Annotated in this window: 14 protein-coding genes, 2 pseudogenes and 1 riboswitch; of the genes and pseudogenes, 9 read left to right on the forward strand and 7 right to left on the reverse strand. The window is 61.6% G+C overall.

All coding sequences use genetic code 11. The features are described from left to right. Positions 1–10 precede the first annotated feature (10 nt). On the reverse strand, positions 11–3,718 hold the full coding sequence (locus tag B586_RS09305) for an MMPL/RND family transporter (RefSeq protein ID WP_054880100.1): 3,708 nt from the start codon (positions 3,716–3,718) through the stop codon (positions 11–13). A gap of 454 nt (positions 3,719–4,172) precedes the next feature. Between B586_RS09305 and B586_RS09315 the strand changes: the two genes are divergently transcribed. Further along, the gene (locus B586_RS09315; RefSeq protein WP_054880099.1) at positions 4,173–4,736 is read left to right on the forward strand and encodes a carboxymuconolactone decarboxylase family protein; all 564 of its coding nucleotides are present in this window, start codon (positions 4,173–4,175) and stop codon (positions 4,734–4,736) included. A gap of 336 nt (positions 4,737–5,072) precedes the next feature. Beyond that, on the forward strand, positions 5,073–6,431 hold the full coding sequence (locus B586_RS09320; protein WP_054880098.1) for a WS/DGAT/MGAT family O-acyltransferase: 1,359 nt from the start codon (positions 5,073–5,075) through the stop codon (positions 6,429–6,431). A gap of 39 nt (positions 6,432–6,470) precedes the next feature. Here the strand turns inward: B586_RS09320 and B586_RS09325 are convergent, their stop codons facing one another. After that, positions 6,471–7,706 (reverse strand): glycosyltransferase, encoded by a 1,236-nt coding sequence (locus B586_RS09325; RefSeq protein WP_054880097.1) that lies wholly within the window; start codon positions 7,704–7,706, stop codon positions 6,471–6,473. Positions 7,707–8,069: 363 nt separating this feature from the next. On the opposite strand from B586_RS09325, the gene B586_RS09335 reads away from it, so the two are divergent. The 3 genes and pseudogenes from B586_RS09335 to B586_RS09345 form a co-directional block, all read left to right on the forward strand. Further along, positions 8,070–9,203: an NAD(P)H-dependent flavin oxidoreductase gene (locus B586_RS09335; RefSeq protein WP_054880095.1), complete on the forward strand. Its 1,134-nt coding sequence runs from the start codon at positions 8,070–8,072 to the stop codon at positions 9,201–9,203. A gap of 11 nt (positions 9,204–9,214) precedes the next feature. After that, positions 9,215–9,889, forward strand: coding sequence for a TetR/AcrR family transcriptional regulator (locus tag B586_RS09340; RefSeq protein ID WP_054880992.1), 675 nt, complete (start codon positions 9,215–9,217; stop codon positions 9,887–9,889). Between the two features lie 131 nt (positions 9,890–10,020). After that, positions 10,021–10,191: riboswitch (M-box (ykoK) riboswitch) on the forward strand. A 306-nt stretch (positions 10,192–10,497) separates the two neighbouring features. Beyond that, positions 10,498–10,734 (forward strand): annotated as a pseudogene (locus tag B586_RS09345) (Rv1535 family protein); the annotation flags it as partial. A 142-nt stretch (positions 10,735–10,876) separates the two neighbouring features. Here B586_RS09345 and B586_RS09350 read toward each other — a convergent pair. Continuing rightward, the gene (locus tag B586_RS09350; RefSeq protein ID WP_054880094.1) at positions 10,877–12,094 is read right to left on the reverse strand and encodes a PPE family protein; all 1,218 of its coding nucleotides are present in this window, start codon (positions 12,092–12,094) and stop codon (positions 10,877–10,879) included. Between the two features lie 437 nt (positions 12,095–12,531). On the opposite strand from B586_RS09350, the gene B586_RS09355 reads away from it, so the two are divergent. Further along, positions 12,532–13,362 (forward strand): glycosyltransferase family 2 protein, encoded by an 831-nt coding sequence (locus B586_RS09355; protein WP_054880093.1) that lies wholly within the window; start codon positions 12,532–12,534, stop codon positions 13,360–13,362. Positions 13,363–13,399: 37 nt separating this feature from the next. Here B586_RS09355 and B586_RS09360 read toward each other — a convergent pair whose 3' ends face one another. Both B586_RS09360 and B586_RS09365 read right to left on the reverse strand, forming a co-directional pair. Further along, entirely contained in the window at positions 13,400–14,770 is a 1,371-nt protein-coding gene (locus B586_RS09360) for a condensation domain-containing protein (protein ID WP_054880092.1), read from the reverse strand. A gap of 105 nt (positions 14,771–14,875) precedes the next feature. Beyond that, on the reverse strand, positions 14,876–16,417 hold the full coding sequence (locus B586_RS09365; protein ID WP_156166342.1) for a condensation domain-containing protein: 1,542 nt from the start codon (positions 16,415–16,417) through the stop codon (positions 14,876–14,878). Positions 16,418–17,063: 646 nt separating this feature from the next. On the opposite strand from B586_RS09365, the gene ileS reads away from it, so the two are divergent. Both ileS and B586_RS09375 read left to right on the forward strand, forming a co-directional pair. Continuing rightward, positions 17,064–20,219 carry an isoleucine--tRNA ligase gene (gene ileS, locus B586_RS09370; RefSeq protein ID WP_054880091.1) on the forward strand — a complete coding sequence of 1,052 codons (3,156 nt, stop codon included), beginning with the start codon at positions 17,064–17,066 and terminating at the stop codon, positions 20,217–20,219. A 93-nt stretch (positions 20,220–20,312) separates the two neighbouring features. After that, positions 20,313–21,201: pseudogene (locus B586_RS09375) on the forward strand (DUF559 domain-containing protein). A 63-nt stretch (positions 21,202–21,264) separates the two neighbouring features. On the opposite strand, the gene B586_RS09380 reads toward B586_RS09375, so the two are convergent. Next, positions 21,265–21,849, reverse strand: a complete 585-nt coding sequence (locus B586_RS09380; RefSeq protein WP_054880090.1) for a class I SAM-dependent methyltransferase — start codon at positions 21,847–21,849, stop codon at positions 21,265–21,267. A gap of 81 nt (positions 21,850–21,930) precedes the next feature. Here B586_RS09380 and B586_RS09385 point away from each other — a divergent pair, with 81 nt between their 5' ends. Continuing rightward, positions 21,931–23,310 carry a DNA polymerase IV gene (locus B586_RS09385; RefSeq protein WP_454561429.1) on the forward strand — a complete coding sequence of 460 codons (1,380 nt, stop codon included), beginning with the start codon at positions 21,931–21,933 and terminating at the stop codon, positions 23,308–23,310. Here B586_RS09385 and B586_RS09390 read toward each other — a convergent pair. Continuing rightward, the gene (locus B586_RS09390) at positions 23,275–24,207 is read right to left on the reverse strand and encodes an asparaginase (protein WP_047313889.1); all 933 of its coding nucleotides are present in this window, start codon (positions 24,205–24,207) and stop codon (positions 23,275–23,277) included. The two genes, B586_RS09385 and B586_RS09390, sit on opposite strands and share 36 nt — an antisense overlap. Positions 24,208–24,253 lie beyond the last annotated feature (46 nt).

Here is a 24,253-nt window from a genome sequence, read left to right on the forward strand (position 1 = left end):
GCCGTAAGAACTAAGTGGTCACCGGCCGATTGATCATTTCCTGTGGATGGTCGACGTCGTGTTTGCCGTTGGAGGTTGGTGTCGTCGTTAGCAACTTGGTCAGCTGAGGTAAGCGGTTAGGGCCGAATAGCGGTAGCGGGTGGCTGTCGAGATCGTCGAGAGCGTGTTGGCCGTTGCCGTGGGAATCTGGCCTCGCATTACGCAGGGTATTACGCAGGTTGGTCAGCTCAGGTAGGTCGTTGGGGCCGAATAGGGGTAGCGGGTGGCCGTCGAGACGGTCGCTTGGGTGTTTGCCATTGCCATTGGTGTGGCTATTGCCACTGCCGTTGCCGTTGGTATGGCCGTTGCCGTTGGTGTGGCCGTTGCCGTTGGCGTTTGGGAGGAACGGCGTCAATTTCTGCAGGTTGGTCAGCTGAGGTAGGCGGTTAGGGCCGAACAGCGGTAGCGGGTGGCTGTCGACCCGGTTGCGGTGATTGCCGTTGCTGTTGCCATTGATTGGGCAATCTGCTGTTGGCTCTCGCGGCGTGGTGGTCAGGATCTGGGATAACCCGTTGGGGCCAAACAGCGGCAGCGCTTGGCCATCGGGATCGATTGGTTCGTCGCTTCCGTGATCACAGGTGACGACTCCTGTTGTCTGCAACGCGGGCCGTGCGGCGTGAGGTCGTCCGCTAGCGGCGCCGACCGGAGGTCGAGTGGTGGGTAGCTGAATCGATTGTTGCCGGTGCAGGTGCGTAGCCTTGCGGGATCCGATTCGTGATGGCCACCAGTTTGCCTGCCCGATCATTGCGGCCAGAGCCGGCACCGTGATGGTGCGCACCAAGAACGTGTCGATCAGAATGCCCGAGCCGATTATGAAACCGGCCTCGACCATGGTCATGACACTGCCGGCCAGCAAGCCGAACATTGAGGCGGCGAAGATGAGACCCGCCGACGTGATCACACCGCCGGTCGAACCCACTGTGCGGATGACGCCCACCCGCACGCCATGTGGTGATTCATCACGGATCCGGGAGATGAGCAGCATGTTGTAATCGGCGCCGACTGCTACCAATAATATGAAGGACAGTCCGGGAAGGCTCCAATGCAATTCCTTGCCAAGTATTAGCTGGAAAACGAGCACGCCGATTCCCTGGGCAGATAAGAATGAAAGCAGCACCGAGCCAATTAAGTATAGCGGAGCGATAATCGCGCGCAGCAAAATAGCGAGAATGAGAAATACGATGATGACGGTCGCCGCGACAATGAATTGGATGTCTGCATTGTAATAGTCACGCGTGTCTCGAAGCCCACTCGGAATTCCCGCCAGTGATATTGAGGCATCCGACAGCTCGGTATTCGGTAGGGCGGCTCGTGCCGCCGCGAGGATATCGGCGACCTGCTCCATGGCAGCGGGGGTAAATGCAGGTATTGCGCTCTGTATGAGGTAACGCACCGCGTGCCCGTCGGGTGAGATGAAAAAAACGCTGCCTTTCTTGAAGTCGTCCCCAGCCAGTACCTGCGACGGAATATTGAAGCCCGCCATCGACGGCTTGTCCGCGTCGCGTTTCATCCCCAAAAGGAATGACGACGCATCGTTAAGCCCCAGACCCATCTGCTTGGTTTGCTCGACCAACGCTTGCACGCCGTCGGCAACTGCGCGGCTGCCTTCGGCCAGGGCATTGGCGCCTTGCTGTAATTGGTTCATTCGCGCCTGCAGTCCGTCAATAGACTTTAAGGTGCTGACGGCTTGGTCTAGCGATTTCTGTAGTTTGGTCACCGTCTGGCCGACTGTTTGCACTTCTTTGGTTTGCTGCAAGTTGTGCGCTAGCTCGGCAATGCTCTTAAGAGTCCCGTTGGACTGCGCGACGACTAATGCCTGCAACTGGGCCCGCGAGGCTCTGCACGAGGGGTTGGCGTTGCAGACCGGGCTGGCATTGAGAGCTGCCACCATCGGGCTGGCCCACGTGGCGGCGTTTCCGACATCCGACACGTTGGCATTGAGGGCATCACCGAGGGCTCGCATGCGGGTGACGAGTTTGGACGTTTGCTCAAGGCTGCTCAGCGTTTTATCGCCGCCCATCAGTTGCTTCATCGTGGTCAGCAGCGTGACCAGCGTGCTGACGGTACCCATCGCTCCGTTGACCTGGCCCCGTATTTGGGCTAGGGCGTCGGCCAACGTGTTCGCACCATTGACCAGCTTGTCCATATCGCCACTGTGGTCGTGGATCTGGGTGGATGCTTGGTCGAGTTTGTCGCCGACTTCGCCGGCCTGATACGACACTTTGGTCTGGTCCGGCGGCTCTCCTTCGGGCCGGGTCAAGCCGCGCACCACCGTGATATTGGGCAGTTGGCTTATTCGGTGAGCCATCTGCTCCAGGTCGGCCAGTGCGGCCGGGGCCCGCAAGTCGTGTGACGACTTGATGAAGAGCACCATTGGAGACGTTAGGTTCGGCGCGAAATGGCGTTCCATCGCGTCGCGTCCGGCGACACTCGGGGTGTCATCCGGCAGTGCCCGGAGATCGTCATAGTTGAAGCTCACCAGGGCCGTGCAGCTGGCCAGGGCAATGAGGACGATCAGACTCGCCACCAGATGGATTTTGGGTCGGCGCACAATGCGTGTTCCAGTTCGGCGCCAGAAACGGTGGGTCAGGTCGCCTCGTGGCTTGATCCAGCCTCGTCGCCCGATGAGGACGAGGATGGCGGGCAGCAGCGTTACCGCAGCCAGAAACGCCACGCCGATCGAGACTGAAATTGCTGGGCCGATTGTCGAAAACACCGGCAATTTGGTGAAGATCATCGCGAGAAACGTGACCGCCACGGTGGCCGCCGACGCGGCGATCACCTTTCCGATAGACATTAACGCATGTTTGACGGCTTGATCAGAATTTCTGCCAAGCCGCACATTGTCGTGATATCGGCTGATCAGAAAGACAGCGTAATCGGTCCCTGCCCCGATCATGACGGCGCTCATGAAGATCAGGGTTTGCGTATTCACGTCCAGGCCGAATTGGGTGAGCCCAGACATAACGCCCTGCGCGGTCGTTATCGATATGCCAATCGTGACCAGCGGTACCATCATGGTGATCAGGTTGCGATAGATGATCAACAAGATGATTAGCACACTGGCTGCGGTGCCGATCTCGATGAGATGCGCATCCGCCATACCGATGTTGGTCAGGTCTTCTATGCTGGGCAGCCCGCCGGAATAGTTTGCGGTTAGCGTGGATCCCGCGACGGTCTGCTTGACGATCTCCTTGACTCGCTTGTATGCCGCATCAGTTGCCGGTGTACCTGGGTTATCGGGGAAGCTGATCGGTAGATTCCAGGCCTTGTTGTCCTTGCTGGTTAAGAAGTCGTGCATTTTCGGTTGGCTGATGAAGTCCTGCGTCGACAGCGTGTTCGCCGGTTCCTGGTGCAGCTTGTCCACCAGTGCGCGGTACGTATCCACATCGGCGGGACTTAGGCCATTCTCGTTGGTCAAGATGACCATGACCTGGGCGCCTTTGCCTGTTTCGTGAAACGCCTTGGTCATTTCGCGGGCTGTGACCATCGTTGCGGAGTCGTTCGGCAGGGCCCCGCCCTGACTTTGTGCGGCAATCGCGGCCAGGGGCGGTAATGAGGTACTAAGAATGCCCGCGATGGCGATCCAGAATCCGATGACCAGAACGGGCCACTGGACGACCAAGTCGCCTAGTCGGTCGAAGATGCCGCCGGGGCGGGCTACCTCAGCATTGCCCATCAGCCGGGACAATCGTCGAGGCTAGCTGCGTTGTTGCACAGCCGAGCTGCGCGCAGCAAGTCAGGGGAGTCGACGCCTCCGCAAAGCCGGCACCCTTGGTGTTGGGAAATCTGCAGCATCGCACGGAGCTCCACTCCCCCCAACATCCAGGTCAAATCGTCAATTTAGCAAGTGCTCAACAGCGTAGCCGCTTGATATCCGGCGCGTGGAAAAATCGGGTGGACGAACCGAAAATTTCCTCGCTGCCGGTCCGCGAGCATGCGACCCGTTGTATTCAAAGTTGTATTCAAAGAGCTGCGCGAAATTGACGGACGTCACCGCCTACCGCTTTGCGCTTGGTTTGGTGGGGACTTGCTACGCCGGCGCGTTCGGCTCGGCAGCGCAGCGGATTCGCCATGACTACCATGGCCGGTGAACGCGTTGGTGTCTCGCTAGTCCACGGAGTGCTCACACCATGACCACATCTCGCGTCCCCCGACTGCCGCTCGGTGACGCCAAGGCCGCTGCCGACGAAGCGGGCGTGCCGGACTACATGGCCGAGCTCAGCATCTTCCAGGTGTTACTGAACCACCCGCAATTGGCGCGGGCCCTCAATGACCTGCTTGCCACCATGCTGTGGCACGGTGCCCTCGACTGCCGACTACGCGAGTTGATCATTATGCGGATCAGCTGGCTCACCGGGTCTGACTACGAGTGGACCCAGCACTGGCGCGTTGCTTCGAGGCTCGGCGTATCGGCCAACGATCTGCTCGGCGTGCGTGATTGGCGGGCATACACCGGGTTCGGGCCTGCTGAGCGGGCGGTCTTGGCAGCCACCGATGACGTGGTACATGATGGCGCGGTGAGCGCCGATAGCTGGTCCGCCTGTGAACGCGAACTGCATAGCGACAGAACAGTTCTCGTCGAACTGATCACCGCTATCGGCGCGTGGCGAATGATCGCCTCAATTACGCGTAGTCTCAACGTCCCGTTGGAGGAGGGCGTTTCTAGCTGGCCGCCCGACGGCCGATCGCCCTAGGGGTGATCTCGGTGAAGGTGAGCTCCTTGCGTCGCCAAGTGGTGCGGGCACGACACGCGGGTCGCAGTGCTTGATGGCACCCGGGTATTTCCTCGAGCAGGCTATTTTGCTCCAAGTATGGAGCGCAGCCAGTAAACTGCCGATCCACATGATAAATCGTGGGATGTGCCGAAGCGGGATCGAGAGAGCCGAGGTGGGGGACTTCTTTCCGCACGTGAGTCCGAACGTGGCGCCTGCGCAGCCCGCTGCAACGACCCGATCATGGATGCCGACCACGCGGCAATCCTCAAGTGGGGACCGCCATTTCAACGTTTCGAATGAGAAAGGGTCGAATCGATGACTGGATGTCCAGCAGCACCGCCGGACAATCGGCTCTCGTTTGCGGATCAGGTCATGTTTCTGTCGTTACGTGCCACTGGTCAAGAGCCTGTTGCCCAGGCCGTGTGGCTGTATGAGCGCGCTCTCGATTTCGATGGGCTGAGCCGTTTTCATCGCAATTTCGGTCACGGGTTGATGGGACGGCGGATCGAGCGTTCACCGCTGCCGTTCGGTCGACATCGATGGGTCGCGTCCGAGGAGCCGCCGTCCAACATCGAGATCGCAGAGTGCGCCCGCCCACGCGCTGAGCTCAGCGACTGGGCGGATGAACGCGCACAACTGCCCATTGATCCGGAATGGGGGCCCGGCTGGCATATCGGAGTCCTGCCGCTTACCGACGGTTCGAATGCGGTCAGCCTGGTGATTTCGCACTGTCTGGCGGACGGTTTCGGGGGTTTTGCCACTGTCATCGATGCCGTCAAGGGCAATGTACGCGATTTTGGCTACCCACCGCCAAATTCGCGGACTCGACTTCGCGCTGCGGCTTCCGATCTCCGCGAGACCGCCCGGGGTGTGCCTGAGGTCGCTCGAACCCTTGTCGCAGCGGCCAAACTGGTATACGCCCGCCGACGTGATTTCGGTCAATCACGAGAATCGCGAACCACATTGATCTCAGCAGCGGGCGCCGATCGCAACTTTGTCGTTCCGGCGATCACTGTCTACGTCGATCTTGAAGACTGGGATGACCGAGCCAAAACCCTTGCTGGAACTAGCAACTCGTTGCTTGCCGGGTTCGCTGCGAAATTCGCCGAACGTATGGGGCGATGCGCCGACGACCGCGCCGTCACGTTGTACTTCCCTATGAGCGACCGGATCCCGGACGATACGCGTGCGAACGCAGCAATTCTTGCCCACGCCAGCGTTGACCCAATGCAGGTCACGACAGACTTGTCCGATGTCCGTGTCGCCATCAGGCAGGGACTGAAGATGGCGCGGGAAGTGCCCGATCCGGCGCTGCAGATCCTTCCACTGACCCCGTTTATCCCGAAGAGAGTGGTGAGACGAGCCGCCGATGCACTGTTAACCGCTGATCTCCCGGTGGCCTGCTCGTTTCTTGGAGACCTCGATCCTGCCGTCGGTCGTGTTGATGGGACCGACGCTGACTACGTCATGCTACGAGGGGTAGACCGACATGTAACGCGACAGCTCCTGGAGAAAAGACGTGGCCTTCTCACTCTGGTGGCTGGACGCATCACCGGCAAGATGTCGATCAGCATCGTTGCCTATCAGCCTGGCGTGGAGAACTCCAAGCCCCTATTGCGTGAGCTGGTGGCGCACACGCTTGGGCAGTTTGACCTGACCGGTGTGATCGACTAGCCCCGTTGCTTCTTTGTATTTTGGGGACCACCGGCCATGTCAGACGCCGAGGCGGGCACTTTGTTCCAGTAGATCAGCGGTGCGGGTAATGCTGGCCGTCGGTTTGGTCATCAGGGTGGCGATTTCGCGGGCTCGAGCGACATATTGGGGCATGAGGATCCGGCGCAGGTCGGCGATCAGTGATTTCCTGGTGGCGCTCGCGAAGCGCCGCGACGTGCCGGCTTTTAGCCGTTTGACCTGAGCTGCCCAGATCGGCTGTTCGGCTCCGATCCAGAGGACCAAGGTGGGGATTCCGGCTCGCATGCCTGCGGCCGTGGTACCCGCGCCCCCGTGGTGGACGACGGCGCGGCAAGTGGGAAGGACCGCAGCGTGGTTGACCTCCCGGACCACTTTGACGTGGTCACGATGTGGTAAGTCATTGAAATTGCTTGCGCCAGAGCAAATCAAGGCTCGCTCGCCGAGCTGTGCGCAGGCCTCGCTGATCATGGCGACTGTGTCGGCGGGAGATTCGACCCGCATGCTGCCAAAACCGAAGTAGATCGGCGGTGTTCCCGCGGCAATCCACGATGCAACCTCGTCGTCGGTGTCGGTCGGCAATTCGAGCGTCAGTGCGCCGACAAATGGGCGTCGGCTACCCCATTCGGTTGCCAGTCCCGGAAAGTAGAGCTCTTCGTAAGCTTGGATCTCCAGCGAGCCGCGTTCCGCAATGCGGCGCACCGAGGAGGTCAGTGACTTCGCCATTCCCAAGTCACTGCGCTGCGCGTCTTCCGCCGCTTTCGTCATGCGCCAATAGATCCACTCGCCAACCTTCATCGTGGTGCGGATCAACGACGGCGGCACAACGGGAAGCAGTTGGCCGTTGACTCGGTGCGGGAAGTGATGCAGCGCTGCCATCGGAATGCCGTAGTACTCTGCGATATTGGCGGCGACCCCTTGGTAAGTCTGACCATGCAAAATCAGGTCGGCTCCGTCCGCGAGCACCGTCAGCGTCGTGCTCATTTCTGCCCAGCCCCGCGTGATGTACTCGGTGCCTGCGTGTAGCACGCCGATCGGATTGCGGACCTTCCACAAATTTTGAAAAAGGTCCTCGTCCAGCTGCGCCTGCGAGTCCGGGCCATACGCGAACGCCGCCAGACCGATCGATTCGGTGAACTCCACCAGGTTGGGGGGAACCGCCATGCGCACGTCGTGTCCTCGGCGCAACAGCTCTAGACCAACCGCGGCGCAGGGCTCGACATCGCCTCGAGTTCCATGGACCGCCAATGCAAATTTCATTGTCGGGCTGCTCCTAGTCGGTCGTCTTGGTTCGCGCCTAGATGTCTACCGGGATCCTCTTGTTGGCAATACTTCACGTCTTCTCACGCGCTGTCAGAAAACGTTGTCGAATTCCGATGTAGATGGGAATACCGCGAAAACCGCGGTGCCGCACGTAGGTCCACCGACCCCCACATCGACAAAGTCAAGCTTGAAATCCTGAAGTGACCAGCAGCATAGTCGGTTAACGCCACACACGTCGGGAAATCGTGCGGTCGCGGGAAAAACAAGATGCTTGCTCGCCGAACGCGAGTGGTTGGCGCGGTGTTCAAGCCATGTCCACATTTGATTGACATATCAATCAATAACTCCTAGCGTCGTGAAATGCGGACCAGGGTTGCCGAACTCCTCGGTGTTGAGTTCCCGATATGCGCTTTCAGCCACTGCCGCGACGTCGTAGCCGCGGTGTCAAACGCGGGTGGGTTCGGGATCCTCGGCGCCGTCGCGCACAGCCCGCAGCGGCTCCAGAACGAGCTGACCTGGATCGAGGAACAGACCGGCGGCAAGCCCTACGGGGTCGATTTGCTGTTGCCGCCCAAGTACGTTGGTGCCGAGCAAGGCGGGATTGACGCCCAACGGGTTCAGGCGCTGCTGCCTGCGGAGCACCGTGCGTTCGTGGACGATTTGCTGTTCCGGTATGACATCGCGCCGACCCCGGATACCGGGGCGGTGTCGCGCGGCTCGAGCGGCGGGCTCAACATCTCACCCATGGGCTACCAGCCGCTGCTCGACGTCGCCTTCGCTCACCGCATCAGGCTGATCGCCAGCGCGCTCGGTCCGCCACCGTCGGACGTCGTCGAACGTGCCCACAACCACAACGTGCTGGTAGCCGCACTAGCGGGAACGACGCAACACGCGCGGCGGCACGCTGCCGCGGGTGTCGACCTGATCGTGGCGCAGGGCACCGAGGCCGGCGGTCACACCGGTGAAGTGGCGACCATGGTTTTAGTCCCCGAAATAGTAGATGCCGTCGATCCACTTCCCGTATTGGCTGCCGGTGGGATCGCCCGCGGGCGTCAGATCGCGGCGGCCCTAGCATTGGGCGCCGAGGGCGTGTGGTGTGGGTCGGTGTGGCTGACTACCGAGGAAGCCGAGACGCCGCCGGTGATCAAGGATAAGTTCTTGGCCGCCACTTCCTCGGACACGGTGCGGTCCCGATCGCTGACCGGTAAGCCGGCGCGGATGCTGCGCACGGCCTGGACCGACGAGTGGGACCGGCCTGATAGCCCCGACCCGCTTGGTATGCCGCTGCAGAGTGCACTCATTGGTGACCCGCAGGTGCGTATCAACCAGGCCGCGGGCCACCCGGGCGCCAAGGCGCGCGAGTTAGCGACCTATTTCGTTGGTCAGGTGGTCGGCTCGCTGGACCGCGTTCGCCCGGCACGCGCCGTGGTGCTCGACATGGTGGCGGAGTTCATCGATACCATCGGCCAGCTCGAGAGCTTAGTTGATAGGTAGATCGAAAGGTGATTGAAAAGTCGACGGGCACCAGCACCCGGCGCAGGCGCCGCGCGGTCAGCGACGAGGACAAGTCAGAGCGGCGCGACGAGATTATGGCGGCTGCCAAAGAAGTCTTCGCCCGCAAGGGTTTTCACGCTACGGCTATTGCTGACATCGCCAAACAGGCCGGCCTGGCCTACGGTTCGATCTATTGGTATTTCGATTCGAAGGATGAGCTGTTCCACGCATTGATGGCGGTCGAGGAGAGCGCGCTTCGTGCGCACGTCTTGGCGGCGCTGGCAGCGCTGGCCGCAGACGCCGGGGGAGAGGCGCGATTTCGCTGTGCCGTGCAGGCAACGTTGGAGTTCTTCGACGCCGACAAAGCCGCCGTCAGACTGCTTTTTAGAGACGCCTATGCGCTCGGCAACCGATGCGAAAAGCACCTCGGCGGCATCTACGAGCGGTTCATCGACGACATCGAGACCGTCATCGTCGCCTGCCAAGAGCGTGGCGAGGTGGTGGCCGCTCCGCCCAGGATGGCGGCATACACGCTGGCGGCGCTGGTCGGGCAGTTGGCGCACCGACGGCTGAGCACCGACGACGGCGTCACCGCCCCTCAGGTCGCCGACTTCGTCGTTTCACTCGTGCTGGACGGGCTGCGGCCGCGAGTATTGCCGGGCGAGCCCGGGTCGGCTGCGGGCTAACGCGTTGGCGCCGGTCAGTGGCCCGAAACTGGCCAAAACCTGTGTAGACCCGTAATGAAAGCATAAAAAATCACGAACCACCCCCTGCCCACATTGACCGGTTCGTGCTTGGTCATGCATCATCGGTCAGGTAAGCACCTCGTTAGGTGAGGCTTCCACGCAAATATAGGCCACTGACCCCGAACGTCGAAAGACGCCCCGGGTCAGGACAGCTCCTCCCGGCTTAAGGGTTGAGCCCAGGTGGCTTCCGGATCTACCGGACACGTTGTGTGGTGCCAAAGCTCTGACGAGTGGGGTGCGGATTTCCGACAGTTCGTCGGTTCTGTACTCCGGTGGTGCGCATGGATCGTGCGGATACCCGCATGCGGCGCGATTGTGAGGAGGTGAGGGACGTATGAGTTCCAGTGATAGTCCGGGGCGATATCCGGACTGTGTTTCGTCCCGATCCGGCCTCCGCCGCGCCACTCACCACTGAGTGGCCGCACCCAGAACATGGGGTAGGCAACGCTAATTGCCTTATCGGCCAAGCGTTCTTGGATCGGAACCACGACAGGACGGGACACATCAGTCCATTTGTGCTCGTGTTGAATTCCGTCTAGGAGGCGATCATGACCGCAGCTTTGCACGACGAAGTGGTAACCGCAGCGCCAGCGCCGAGGCTAACGGTGGTGCGCGCTGCATCTTCGACTCAGATCCGAGCGCCCAAGAAGGCGGTGCGTCGGCTTAACGACCAGCCGTTCGGCGCCGGAGGCGACCCGCTGGTGGATGGCGCCGCTCACTTGTTGAGCATCCCGGTGCGCCACCTATACGCGGTGCTGTTGCGTATCGGGCTACTCGAAATCCAGGTCCAGTCCAATGAAGCAGGAGCAACCAAATCTCGGTCGGTGCACGGGTGCCCGGCCGGTCGGCTGCGTTGACGACGCGGCCATCAGTCTTTGATTGGCGGAAATCGTTGCAACGTGCGTCGCTCGATCGGACGTATGCTCGTTAACTCGCCTCGCCCACCAAGTTCGGCCCCCAGCTAGCCGGTAACATCGGCACTTGCGGGCCGCCGCCGAGCTCACTACCACCCAACACCGTCAACCCGGCCGGCCGCCCAACGGATTCTTTGCCAACGGTCCCGGCAAAGCCCAAGGTGCCTGCACCCCGGTCAGTAGTCTCCACCGACGCCGATGTGTTCGTCGGAGCCGACGCCACGGCCGACACCATCCTCGCCCCCGGCGGCTCACTGGCCACCGGTCGCACCCCAGCAGACTCACCTCGCAGCGGCGCCACTGCGGGTTGTGCAGCAACAGATCCTCCGTATGCGGCCACTTCGATAGGCACCGCGCTCGCCTGCTCCGCGAGGTACTGGCTAATGCCGATCGGCAAGGACGTCGGCAACGACGTCGCCAACGCAATCGGCCCGCCAATCACCGAGCCGATTAGCAGCAATGGCGGTGTGAGGACGAGGAACACCGGGCTCAAGATGATCGCGACGATCGTGAAGACGATCGCCTCTACCACGATAATGAACGGCAGGAGGATCGCGATGATGATCGTGTAGGCCACGACTGCAAACAGCAACTCGAGCGATATCAGAATGATCTGAATCAATATCTCCAAGATGATAACGATGATCGGGGGTAGTGCCGCCACCGCAGCGGGGGCGCTGGCCGCGCCGACGCCGGCGTTGAGCAATAGTGGCGCCGGTGTGGTCCGTGGTGCCGACGCCAGTGCCGCGCTCGAGGCCGCCTCATAGCTGCTCATCGTCGTGGCCGCCTGGATCCACATCCGCGCATAGTCGGCCTCATTGAGGGTGATTGGGATCGTGTTGATGCCAAAGAAATTCGTCCCCAACAGCACCGCATGGGTGACATGGTTAGCGGCCAGCTCCGGCAACGTCGGCATCGCCGCCAGTGCACCGACATACGCAGTAGCTACCGCCTCATGCTGAGCAGCCGCGTCCGCGCAGTCGGCGCTGGTCTTAGTCAACCAGGCCACATACGGCGCATGTGCGGCCACGTAGCTTTCCGCGCTCGGACCCTCCCATGCCCCAGCCGACACCCCATCTAGCACTGCAGTGAGTTCTGCTGCCGTCAAAGCGTATTCGGTGCTCAGTGACGTCCATGCTGCCGCGGCCGCTTGAAGTGAACCCGGGCCCGGGCCGGCGCTGAGCAACGCCGAAGTCACTTCCGGCGGCACGGCAATCCAGGGCGCCGTCATATCAAACCGCCCGAGGTCACGGACGCCGCGGCCGCGGTCAAACCTTCAGGAACCGCTCTTCGGGCCACTACTTATACCCCTCGCCTCTATCTCGCCGGCTAGCCACTGCCGAAGCGTTGGTTGGGCCAACGGACTGGGCGCAACCGCACGTACAGACTATTGATTTTGGTAACTATAGATGGTGTTAATAGTTCGCGAGTGGTTACGGTTCCGTAGGTTCTTCAGCCAATAAAGATACGTACCCGTATGTTGTATGACCTCACGCTCGGCCACGTAACTAGACTACACGGATTAGCCATCAACGGTTACTTATTGCGAAGTGTTGTGGTCACTCCTTCAACTGGGAACAAATTTTTCTTCCTGGCGGGGGCTGACCGGAATCGCCGGGTAGCGTAAACTGCTTTTTACCCTTATTGCTTCAGCGGATAGTGAGGACCATGGCTAAGCGGTCACCAGTTGTTGCGGCCATTCCAAATTACAATATGGGCGGTAACCTTCGTCGGCTACTGCCGCAATTACTTGCGCAGCCCTATGATCGGATCTTTGTGCTCGATGATGCCTCCACCGACCAAAGTGTTGAGGTCGTCAATGAGTTTGGCAATGAAGTAAAGTTGCTAAGAAATCCTCAAAACGGCGGTGCGGGCGCCACTCGTAATCAGATAATTGACCATGTCGGAGATGAAAACATCATTCACTTCATTGACGCTGATATGGACTTGCAGACAGCCGACGCCCCCGCCGTCGCGAGAGAAGTTTTCGCGCGCTATGCCGATCGGGGAGTCGGTATGGTTGGGGGGTTAGTCAGTCGGCTCGACGGTACTCAGGAACCGCACAACTATGGTGCGGTGTTTTCGCTATTGGGAAGCATCTCGTCGGGCTTCCCTTGGATGATCTACAGCTTGCGGGATAAACCGCGGCTCGCCCGCGCCGTGCAACGAGTGATTGCGCCGATCACGAAGGGGTGGCCGAACATACTTGAGCCCCCTATTCCCAAGCCGGCTTACTGGGTTCACGAGGGAAATATGTTGGTTAATGCCGGCTTATTTAGATCGGTTGGCGGCTATGACCCGATGCTACGGTCACACGAGATTCAAGACTTGGCGATACGCTTGGAAAAGATGGGCATCAAGCGGCAGTTCGATCCGGCTATCAAGGTCGTTCATCACCACATTGACGTTAGGGGCTGGAACCGTCACATCTGGGCAAACAAGGCCGCGCTTGCGATAGTGCATAAGCATGGGCTATATCGTTTTCTGACTGAACGCTAACGCTTGCCGATTTATGTGACGGTCCGCAAGGTCCAAACTATTCTTCTATTTCAGCAGTCAATTCATAGTCGGCAAGGGCTTGTTCTAGCATTGCGCGCAAGTACTTCTTCGAGTTTTCGATGCCGGGCTGGTAGGCGATAGATCTAATGAAGAGCCTCCCATTGATTCGTCCTGAACAAATATACAGCTGCCCGTTTCCGTCCTCGATGTTTCGCCTAGTGGCGCCTTGATTGAATAGCGCGCCGGAACAGTAGTCAGCGTCGGCGCCGTCGATATTGGCCATGGCTGGATACATATCTCTCATGTTCGAACAGCAGACGGGCAAATCCGAATTGCCCAGAGCAAGGCCTTCCATCTTCCTGGCCAACCATTTAGGCGTCAGCGGCGTCAGTGGAAGCGATTTGAGGAGTTCGTTTGGGGCCTGCTGCAGGGCGGCAAGACTCTGCGCCATTTCGTTGCGGATAACCGGCAAATCTGTCGCACGGGTTGGGTCGACGCGAAAAGTAACCGATGTCAGGGCATTCCCGCGCGTATCGTCCGGGGCACGTTCACTGACAGGCACTGTTATCGTAACGCCGCCGTCGGTAGCGTTAACTCGCCCTAATAGTTCAGCGAGTCTTGCGGCGAACCCAATGAAAAGCGAACTGCTGTTCCCGCCGAGGTCGACTGCGCGAGCATCCCATTCGGCCAGATCGCAGAAAACGGTAACGGCAGGCAACACTATGGGTTCATCATCGTCGGGTTGCGGTGCAGCGAACGGGGGCGATTCGGATAGGCCCGCGGTGTCGCGGCCGCGCCTGACCACGATCACTATGATGGCGATAAGTGCCCTAAAGACCGCGGGCAGCCCGCGGAGGGTGTCGAGGCCGTCAACAAGCAGTGCTCGTAGTCGATTGCGCGACCGTGGGGGTGGATAGCCGAAATCCCGTGTCCGGCCGTTGACGGCTTCGTTCACCGCGACGCAAAAACCCACACCATCTACCACAGTATGGGAAAACACCACAGTGACCGCGGTCCCGCCCTCCTCGAGGCGGAGAACTCCGATATGCCAGCACGGTCCGTGCTCGGGATCGATCGGAATCTGTGCGCGTTCATCCAACCACGTGCCGATGTCGGTACGAGGCCGAGGCCACGCAGCGACGTCGATATCCGGTGGTTCATGGCACATGACCCAACGGTGTCGGCCAAACGGCAACGGCGAACATTCAATTCGGCGCCCAAGCAGTCCATGGCCAAGGTTTTCGTTGAAACGGCGCAAACCATCCATATCGACGGCGCGATCGTAAAGGCACGTCCATTGGCCTACAGTTTCAACACCCGTCGCTCGTAACCGAAGAAAAGACGCTTGATCAAGAAATGCAAGCCTGTTGTCCGTCCTAGCCAAGGATCCAGTTGGCCTAGGTTCCATTGTGCGCCTAACCTTTCACTTCTCACACGGGTAGCCGAGGCGCTGTGGCCCGTGTGTCGAGGTCATTGGCGTGGTCGGCAACCGCTTGGGCGCCGCGCGTTTGCTTTATCCGGTGCGCCGTCGGCTCAAGATGGGTACGGGTGTGGCGGCTTCGCAACTCGAGTGGCGACTGAACGAAGGGTGCGTCTGAGCCCCATTGCGGCGCGGAATTCCCACCAAACTGTGGCCCTCAGCGACGCGGACAAACGCGGATTTCATCGCCTCTATATAGCGGGTAACTGATTCGCGGGCGATCGGGTTGCTCGGGAACAAAACCGTCAATTGGGTCTCGTGCTCAAGTCGATTCACCCGTATGTCGACTTGCCCCATCATCCCACCGTCGTTGCAGATCCTGAAGTGCAAACCGTCCACTTGGGAGTTGGCAAGAGCGGAAATCGGGGGAATGCCGGCGTCCAGGTAAAACAGGAGGGGCGCTCCCCACTGCCCCTGCCGCAACCACGGCACCAGCTCTAATGCGCGGTCCAGCGGCACATCCGCGACGTCTCGTCCGGAGTCGAACGACGTCTGGGCGGCCTTGGCGATCTCCCGGAAAGACGATCCGGTGGCGGGGACCGTGATCGGAACAAAGCCGGTGAACCAGCCCGTTGTCATGAAGTCAGCTGGACTGCGGCGGATATCGATTGGGATGATCGCGTAATACGTGTCGGCTCCGGTGAGTTTGTGTTCGACCACGGCGGAGATCGCGAACACGCCGCCGCAGAACCGTGCGCCCACAGATAAGCAAGCGGATTCGAATGCAGCGGTCTGCCGCTCGTCCATCAACTGCACGCCCATAATTTCGCAGGGCGCAGAGGTATCACCGAGTGGCAGCGGGAATTCGGGAAGGGATCCGTCGGTAGCCTCGAAGAATCTGGCCCATTCGCGTACCGCGGGGGAATCTATGGTGAGCGTGGCTGCGTGCTGGTGCTGCCGGACACAGTAATCGTGATAGCTGCCCGCCTCTGCCAACCGGAGTGGCGCTCCGCCTCTGACCAACGCGACGTACATCATATGGATTTCTGCGAACGCGACGCCGATGAACATGGCGTCGCAATGCAGATGGTCAATCGCAAAGCAGAAGGTGAAGTGATCGGCGTGCTGAATGATCGAGAAGCGGAAGCAATCCCACTGCAGCGGGTTCGGGGTAGCCAACAGGTGGCTTCGCCATTCGCCTGGCCCGCTTAGCTCGCCATGTCGAATTGGGACAAACTGGAGATCGTTGGGATTGCTGATCGTCCGCCGCACGAAGTGGCTGGTGGCGGTATGTTCGAACCAACTGCGGTAGGTGTCGTGGCGACGCAGGTGCGCATTGATGACGTGCGTCATGGTGCGGATATCGCAGCGACCGGGCATGTCCCAGGCGGAAATAAGCATCCGTGACATTTCCAGACCGCGGGCGGCATATGAGCGGTAGTTACGAAGGTGGTGGGCTTGCATATAGCTGGCCGGCACCGTGCTTACCGGTGCTTGGTTGGCTTTGTCGATCGTTGCAGGGGACGGTTGCCAGGACACGAGCGAGCCCGGTTGCGGCACCCATTCCTGGAGTGGCGCAACCTCCACTTTCCCTACTCTGACCACTTTTCCTCCAAGTCGCTCAGCGATTGCCATTCGCCCGCCGGCCGCTACGTCATCGCAGTTGTCATGATCACGTCTTCATCACGCCGCCGGCCCTGCGATAGCAATTGAGGCGAGTCGCTGCCAGCAGCCAGCTGATGACAAACGTCGGTCGTGACCGCGCAGAGTGTGGCGGGTACTGTGGTGTGCACTATCCCCCTTCCTTATTAGTGGTCGTTCTTCACTTTTAGTGGTCGTTAGTGGTCGCGCACGCAAAAAGGCGCGACTCGACTCCGTCGGTGCAGGGTTTCTGCACCGTCGCCGTACGTATTGTTTGTCCAGCTAGTGACGTCGGCTACCTGAGACTTAGCTGAGCCTAGACGATTCTTGGTCGTTGGATTCGCGTTTCGCGAGCATTTAACTTTTCCTGGTCTCGCCTCGCCGCGGCGGTGGTGTCACAACCCGCGCGGACCAGTAGAATTGTCTGCAACGGCATCGATCCGGCCATCACCGGTTAGCCTTCGGAAGAACAGCGCTACGTCCTAGTAGCAGCCCAGTAGAACCGAACGGGTGGGCCCGTTACAGCCCTTGAATGAGTGGCCGTGCGTCAGCGCGCGGCAAGCGGGGTGGTACCGCGGCGCTCGCGCACCCGGCGCGTCGTCGTCCCCGTGCCTAGTTGCGTATATGGCACAGGAGACGGATGACTGACAGCGCCTACCCGCGCACTGATCTGGGCGCCGACCAGCGCGGCGGATCCCCAGATTTTCCCGCGCTGGAAGCCCAGGTTCTCGATTATTGGTCTAGCGACGACACCTTTCGGGCCAGCATCGCCCGCCGCGACGACGCCCCCGAGTACGTGTTCTATGACGGGCCCCCCTTCGCCAATGGTCTCCCGCATTACGGGCACCTGCTCACCGGCTATGTGAAGGACATCGTGCCGCGCTACCGCACCATGTCTGGCTACAAGGTGGAGCGCCGCTTTGGTTGGGACACGCACGGGCTGCCTGCCGAACTCGAAGTTGAGCGGCAGCTGGGTATCACCGACAAATCCCAGATCGACGCCATGGGCATTGCCGCGTTCAACGAAGCCTGCCGCGAATCGGTATTGCGCTACACCGACGAATGGCAGACGTATGTGACCCGCCAGGCACGCTGGGTCGACTTCGATAACGACTACAAGACACTCGACCTGTCCTACATGGAGTCGGTGATCTGGGCGTTCAAACAGCTGTGGGACAAGGGCCTGGCCTATGAGGGTTATCGGGTGTTGCCGTACTGCTGGCGCGACGAAACTCCGCTATCCAACCACGAACTGCGGATGGACGACGACGTCTATCAAAGCCGTCAGGACCCGGCGCTCACGGTGGGCTTCAAGGTGGTGGGCGGTGACGATGAGGACCTAGTCGGCGCTTACCTTTTGGTGTGGACGACGACGCCGTGGACCCTGCCGTCAAACCTGGCCGTTGCGGTTAACCCGGACGTCACTTACGTCCAGGTCCGGGTCGGCGATCGTCGTTTCATGCTGGCCGAGGCGCGGCTGGCCGCCTATGCCCGAGAGCTGGGTGACGAACCCGAGGTGCTCGGCACTTATCGTGGCGCCGACCTGCTGGGCAGGCACTACCTGCCGCCGTTCCCGTATTTCATGGACCCAAAGAAAGGGAACGCCAAGGCATTTCAGGTGATCCCAGGTGACTTCGTGACCACTGATGACGGCACCGGCATCGTCCACATGGCGCCTGCCTACGGTGAAGACGACATGGCGACCGCCGACCAGGTCGGCATCGTTCCGGTCACGCCGGTCGACGCTAACGGCCGCTTCGACGCCACTGTGCCCGATTACCAAGGGCAACACGTCTTTACGGCCAACGCCCAGATCATCCGTGACCTGAAGAGCCAGAGTGGCCCGGCGGCGGCGAACGGCGCGGTATTGCTTCGCCACGAAACCTACGAGCACCCATACCCGCACTGCTGGCGATGCCGCAATCCGCTGATCTACCGCGCGGTCTCGTCATGGTTTGTCACGGTGACGGAATTCCGGGACCGGATGGTGGAACTGAACCAACAGATCACCTGGTATCCCGAGCACGTCAAGGACGGCCAGTTCGGTAAGTGGCTGCAGGGCGCCCGCGACTGGTCCATCTCACGAAACCGCTACTGGGGCACCCCAATCCCGGTGTGGAAGTCGGATGATCCGGCGCACCCGAGAATCGATGTATACGGCAGCTTGGATGAGCTGGAGCGCGACTTCGGGGTGCGTCCCACGAATCTGCATCGTCCCTACATCGACGAGCTCACCCGGCCCAACCCCGACGACCCTACCGGCATGAGCACCATGCGACGGATCCCGGATGTGCTCGATGTGTGGTTCGACTCGGGTTCCATGCCCTATGCCCAGGTGCACTACCCGTTTGAAAACGATGACTGGTTCGATGGTCATTACCCTGGCGACTTCATCGTCGAGTACATTGGTCAGACCCGCGGTTGGTTCTATACACTACATGTGCTGGCTACCGCACTCTTTGATCGTCCGGCATTCAAAACCTGTGTATCGCATGGGATTGTGCTGGGTTCCGACGGTCAGAAGATGAGCAAGTCGTTGCGCAACTACCCGGACGTCACCGAGGTGTTTGACCGCGACGGCTCCGATGCCATGCGGTGGTTCTTGATGGCCTCGCCGATCCTGCGCGGCGGCAACCTGATCGTCACCGAACCCGGAATCCGCGACGGCGTGCGACAGGTGCTGCTGCCGTTGTGGAACGCCTACAGCTTTTTGGCCCTTTATGCGCCGAAAGTCGGTACTTGGCGTACGGATTCGTCGCATGTGCTGGACCGTTATATTCTAGCGAAACTGGCGGTACTGCGTGATGACCTCAGTCATGCGATGGAGGTCTGCGATATCTCTGGGGCCTGCGAACAGCTTCGCCAGTTCACCGAGGCGCTGACGAATTGGTATGTGCGACGGTCGCGTTCGCGGTTCTGGGACGAAGATGTTGATGCTATCGATACCTTGCATACCGTGCTGGAAGTGACCGCCAGGCTGGCTGCGCCACTGCTCCCGCTGATTACCGAGGTTATTTGGCGCAGTGTCACCGGTGGGCGTTCGGTACACCTGACCGACTGGCCGCAAGCCAACGAGCTACCCGCCGACCCGGACCTGGTCGCCGCGATGGATCAGGTCCGGGAAGTGTGTTCGGCGGCGTCGTCGCTGCGCAAGGCTAAGAAGCTTCGGGTGCGCTTGCCTCTTCTGAAACTTATTGTGGCAGTGGATAGTCCGCAGCGTCTAAAGCCCTACGTTGACTTGATCGGCGATGAGCTTAACGTTAAGCAGGTAGCACTGACTGATGCGATCGACACCTACGGCCGATTTGAGTTCACCGTCAACGCTCGAGCGGCCGGGCCGCGGTTGGGTAAGGAGGTGCAGGCCGCCATCAAAGCGGTCAAGGCGGGAGAAGGTGTCGTCAACCCCGACGGCACCCTGACCGCCGGGCCGGTCGTGCTGCAACCTGACGAGTACAGCTCGCGGTTGGTGGCCGCCGACCCGGAATTCACCGCGGAGCTGCCCGATGGGGCCGGTCTGGTGGTGTTGGACGGCACGGTGACCCCCGAGCTGGAGGCGGAAGGCTGGGCCAAGGACCGGATCCGCGAACTGCAGGAGTTGCGTAAGTCGACTGGGCTGGACGTCTCCGATCGCATCCGGGTGCTGATGTCGGTGCCGGCCGAGCGGGCCGACTGGGCGCGCACCCACGCCAAACTCGTCGCGGGGGAGATACTCGCTACTAGTTTCCAGTTCGCCGAGCCAGGACCGGACGCCGTCGCGATCGGCGACGGCGTCCGCGTCAAGATCGCTAAGGCGTGAGTCGCGAAAGTGCATTCCGCGACGCATTTGCGGGTAGGTCCGTCGGCAGTTGCACCTTCGCGGCATGTCGGACGGTGATGGCAGCCTGTGGTAGTGGGGACGAGCGTGCCTTTTGTCGGTACCGAAGCGGTGCTCGCGGGCACCTTCACCGAACGTGAGTTGCGACGATCCTGTACCCGGATCTACCGCAACGTCTATCGGCGGCGCGGCAGCGAGCTGACCGCGAAGGACCGCGGCGTGGCTGCTTGGCTGTGGTCGGGAAAGAATGCGGTGGTGGCAGGCAACTCCGCGGCGGCGCTGCTCGGTGCGGACTGGGTCGATCCGCACGCGCCGGCGGAACTCATCACCGATTGCAAACGGCCGCCGCCGCTGATCGTCGCTCGTAATGAGACGTTATTGTGCGGTGAGACCACGATGGTCGACGGCGTGCCGGTAACATCACCAGCCCGCACCGCATTCGACCTTGCTCGTCGACCTGGGTTGCAGACCGCGGTCATCCGACTTGATGCCCTAGTGCGAGCTACCGGGCTTACGGTCGACGAGGTTGAACCGCTGATCGCTGCCCACCGCGGCGCCCGCGGCATGAAAGCAGTTGCGACGCGCGCTACCGCTGGTCGATGCGGGTGCGGAGTCGCCGCAGGAGACCAGGACCAGGCTTGTGTTGATCGCAGCAGGCCTGCCCAGGCCGCAGACCCAAATTGTGGTACGCAACGAATGGAATTGGGTGCTGGCCCGCATCGACTGGGGGTACTTCCCGCTTGCGGGGGAGGGTTGGGAGGAGTGGCAGGTCGGGGTCGAATACGACGGCCCCCAACACTGGACCGACCCGCGGATCCGCGCCAAAGACATCGACCGCACCGCCGAACTCGAGCGGAGGGGGTGGCGTCTGGTCCGGGTGGGTGCTGACCTGCTCCGAAACCGGCCGGACGTCGTCGTCGAGCGTGTCCGCCACGCCCTGTTAGCCGCGGGCTATTCGTTTTGACTACGAAAGTGCAACTGGCAACCCGCTTCCCAAGCAGAACCGTCAGTAGTTGCAGTTTCGCGACTAAGGCTTAATCGCGTGCCAGCGCTGTGCGCCGTGCCAGCGCTGCGCGCCGTGCCAGACGTCAACGTCAACGTCATGAAATCCCGCTGCGCGCAAGCGATCCGGCAGCTCCTCCGGCGATACCGGATTGCAGGTGTCGCGGAAATGCAGGATACGGAAGGGTAGCGAGGTCACGCTGTCGCTGCCGGCGAAGACGCCGCCGGGGCGAAGCACCCGGAAAGCCTCTGCGAACAGCCGATCTTGCAGGTTGGCGGTTGGGACGTGATGCAGCATGGTGAACGACACCACCGAGCTGAACTCGTCGTTCGGCAATCCGGTATCGGTTGCGTCTGCGTTGATGATCCGCGCCCGCTCGCCGTAGCGCCGTTGCAGTCGCTGGGCCATCGGCGTATCGATCTCGACGGCGGTGAGTCTCGGCGTCTTGTCGACCAGCACCCGCAGAAATGCGCCGTACCCCGGTCCGATCTCGAGGGTGTTGTCGCCGAGCTCCACGCCGGCGAGCACCCAGGGCAACAGCCGGCCCTCGACTTCCTTGGCCCAGTGGTTCGAATTGCAGCACAACCGATGGCTGAGGTTCATGGGCATACTCAAGGACGTTAGACTAATTGTCTATAGTCCCCAATATTATTGCCAGGTGTGGAGTCCCGTTGGGTGCTGCACCTGGACATGGACGCGTTCTTCGCTTCCGTCGAACAACTCACTCGACCGACCCTGCGGGGGCGGCCGGTGCTGGTAGGCGGTGTGGGCGGCCGCGGTGTGGTGGCCGGCGCGAGCTATGAAGCGCGGGTGTTCGGCGCTCGCTCGGCCATGCCGATGCACCAGGCCCGCCGGTTGATCGGGGTGACCGCGGTGGTGTTGCCGCCGCGTGGTGTGGTATACGCGGTGGCCAGCCGGCGGGTCATCGATGCAGTCCGCAGCATGGTGCCTGTGGTCGAGCAACTGTCGTTTGACGAGGCGTTCGCCGAGCCGCCCCAACTTGTCGGGGCGTCAGCCGCCGATGTCGAGGTGTTCTGTGCGGGCCTGCGGCGACGGGTGCGAGACGAGACTGGCTTGATCGCCTCGGTCGGTGCCGGATCAGGAAAGCAGATCGCCAAGATTGCGTCCGGTCTGGCGAAACCCGACGGCATTCGGGTGGTCCGTCGCGCCGATGAGCAGCAGCTGCTTGGGGGGTTGCCGGTGCGTCGGCTGTGGGGTATCGGCCCGGTCGCTGAAGAGAAGCTGCATCGACTTGGCATCGAGACGATCGGACAGCTCGCTGCACTGACCGACGCCGAAGCGGCCAACATTCTGGGCGCGACACTGGGGCCCGCGCTGCACCGGCTAGCTCGTGGCATCGACGACCGACCGGTCACCGAGCGTGCCGAAGCAAAACAGATCAGCTCCGAATCCACCTTTGCGGTCGATCTGACCAGCCTCGAGCAGTTGCGTGAGGCGATCGAGCCGATCGCCGAACATGCGCATCAACGCCTGCTGCGCGACGGCCGCGGCGCGCGCACCGTCACGGTGAAGCTCAAGAAATCCGACATGAGCACACTGACTCGGTCAGCGACGCTGCCCTACCCGACGACCGAGGCCGGCGAGCTCATTGCGGTGGCTCGTCGGCTACTGCTGGATCCACGGCAGATCGGGACCATTCGCCTTCTCGGCGTGGGTTTTTCGGGATTGAGCGAGGTGCGCCAGGGAGCGCTGTTCTCGGACGTGGAGCTGTCCGCCCAGCCTGCGGAGGCCGTTGATTCCGTCGCACCCCTGCCAGCCGCCATGCCATCCGTGTCCGACCGCGCGGCCTGGCGGATCGGCGACGACGTCAAGCACCGCGACCTTGGGCACGGCTGGGTGCAGGGCGCGGGCCACGGCGTGGTCACCGTGCGGTTTGAGACCCGCGGATCGGGCCCCGGGCAAGCCCGGACGTTCGCCGTCGACACCTGCGATGTCGCCCGTGCCAACCCGCTGGACAGCCTCGACTGGCCGGACTATGTCGCCAAGTGGCGGGCCGAGGAGTCGGCGGGTGTGTCAGCCCCAGCGTTCGATGACGTGGGCGACCGGTAGCTGTGCGGCCAGCGCGGCCATCAGCAGCACCCGGGCCTGAGACGGTGGCAGCCGCGGCACCAGCACAGCGCCGGCTGCTACCAGGTCGTGGCCGGGACCGTAGCCTGCGCTGACCCGACCGCCGGGAACCCGGGTGGACACCGCGATCACGATCCCATTGCGGCAATGGCGGCGCACCCCGTCGACCACCGCGGCCCCGACATTGCCCGAGCCCAGCGCCTCCACGACGACGGCGCGCGCTCCGGCGGCCACATAGGCGTCCAACGCCACCGAGTCACTGCCCAGGTATGCCGCGACAATGTCGACCCGCGGTGCGTCGGCAGCGCACAGATCACCGAGATACGGGCGGGTCTTGGCTGCCGTCAGTGCCACACCGCTGGAGCTGGTGCCGAGCAATTCGCCGGCGAAGCCGCTCAGATCCTGCGTAGCCGCCTTGCGCAGGCCTAACGGTTGTAACACCCGGCCGGCGAAAGACACCAGCACGCCCTTGCCGCGGGCGGCCGGGCTGGCCGCCACTGCAAGTGCTTCACGCAGATTGGTCGGGCCGTCCGCGTCGGGGGCATCGGCGCTGCGCATCGCACCGGTCAGGACGACTGGGACGTTCCCCGCGTAGGTGAGGTCCAGCCACAGTGCGGTCTCTTCCATGGTGTCGGTCCCGTGGGTGACGACCACACCCCCGGCGCCGTCCCCGGTCGCTGCATTCACGGCAGCGCGAATTCGATCCCAATCGGTCGGTATCAGCTGTGAGCTGTCGACAGCCATCAGGTCCACCACGTCGACATCGACGGCCACGCGTGCAGTCAATTCCGTCCCGCTGTAGGCGGGGCGGCGCACCCCATCGTGGTCGGTCCTGTTCGATATGGTCCCTCCGGTGGCGATGACGGTGAGGCGGCCCATGGTGGGATCATCCTGCACGATTGGTCGGCCCGGACCGATCGCGGGG

It is taken from the genome of Mycobacterium haemophilum DSM 44634, from assembly GCF_000340435.2.
GTDB classification, from domain to species: Bacteria; Actinomycetota; Actinomycetes; order Mycobacteriales; family Mycobacteriaceae; genus Mycobacterium; species Mycobacterium haemophilum.

Excerpts from the sequence above, each read along its gene's own strand:
- B586_RS09305 (WP_054880100.1), bottom strand. The coding sequence starts at position 3,718 with ATGGGCAATGCTGAGGTAGCCCGCCCCGGCGGCATCTTCGACCGACTA.
- B586_RS09315 (WP_054880099.1), top strand. The coding sequence starts at position 4,173 with ATGACCACATCTCGCGTCCCCCGACTGCCGCTCGGTGACGCCAAGGCC.
- B586_RS09320 (WP_054880098.1), top strand. The coding sequence starts at position 5,073 with ATGACTGGATGTCCAGCAGCACCGCCGGACAATCGGCTCTCGTTTGCG.
- B586_RS09325 (WP_054880097.1), bottom strand. The coding sequence starts at position 7,706 with ATGAAATTTGCATTGGCGGTCCATGGAACTCGAGGCGATGTCGAGCCC.
- B586_RS09335 (WP_054880095.1), top strand. The coding sequence starts at position 8,070 with ATGCGGACCAGGGTTGCCGAACTCCTCGGTGTTGAGTTCCCGATATGC.
- B586_RS09350 (WP_054880094.1), bottom strand. The coding sequence starts at position 12,094 with ATGACGGCGCCCTGGATTGCCGTGCCGCCGGAAGTGACTTCGGCGTTG.
- B586_RS09355 (WP_054880093.1), top strand. The coding sequence starts at position 12,532 with ATGGCTAAGCGGTCACCAGTTGTTGCGGCCATTCCAAATTACAATATG.
- B586_RS09360 (WP_054880092.1), bottom strand. The coding sequence starts at position 14,770 with ATGGAACCTAGGCCAACTGGATCCTTGGCTAGGACGGACAACAGGCTT.
- B586_RS09365 (WP_156166342.1), bottom strand. The coding sequence starts at position 16,417 with ATGGCAATCGCTGAGCGACTTGGAGGAAAAGTGGTCAGAGTAGGGAAA.
- ileS (WP_054880091.1), top strand. The coding sequence starts at position 17,064 with ATGACTGACAGCGCCTACCCGCGCACTGATCTGGGCGCCGACCAGCGC.
- B586_RS09380 (WP_054880090.1), bottom strand. The coding sequence starts at position 21,849 with ATGCCCATGAACCTCAGCCATCGGTTGTGCTGCAATTCGAACCACTGG.
- B586_RS09385 (WP_454561429.1), top strand. The coding sequence starts at position 21,931 with ATGGACGCGTTCTTCGCTTCCGTCGAACAACTCACTCGACCGACCCTG.
- B586_RS09390 (WP_047313889.1), bottom strand. The coding sequence starts at position 24,207 with ATGGGCCGCCTCACCGTCATCGCCACCGGAGGGACCATATCGAACAGG.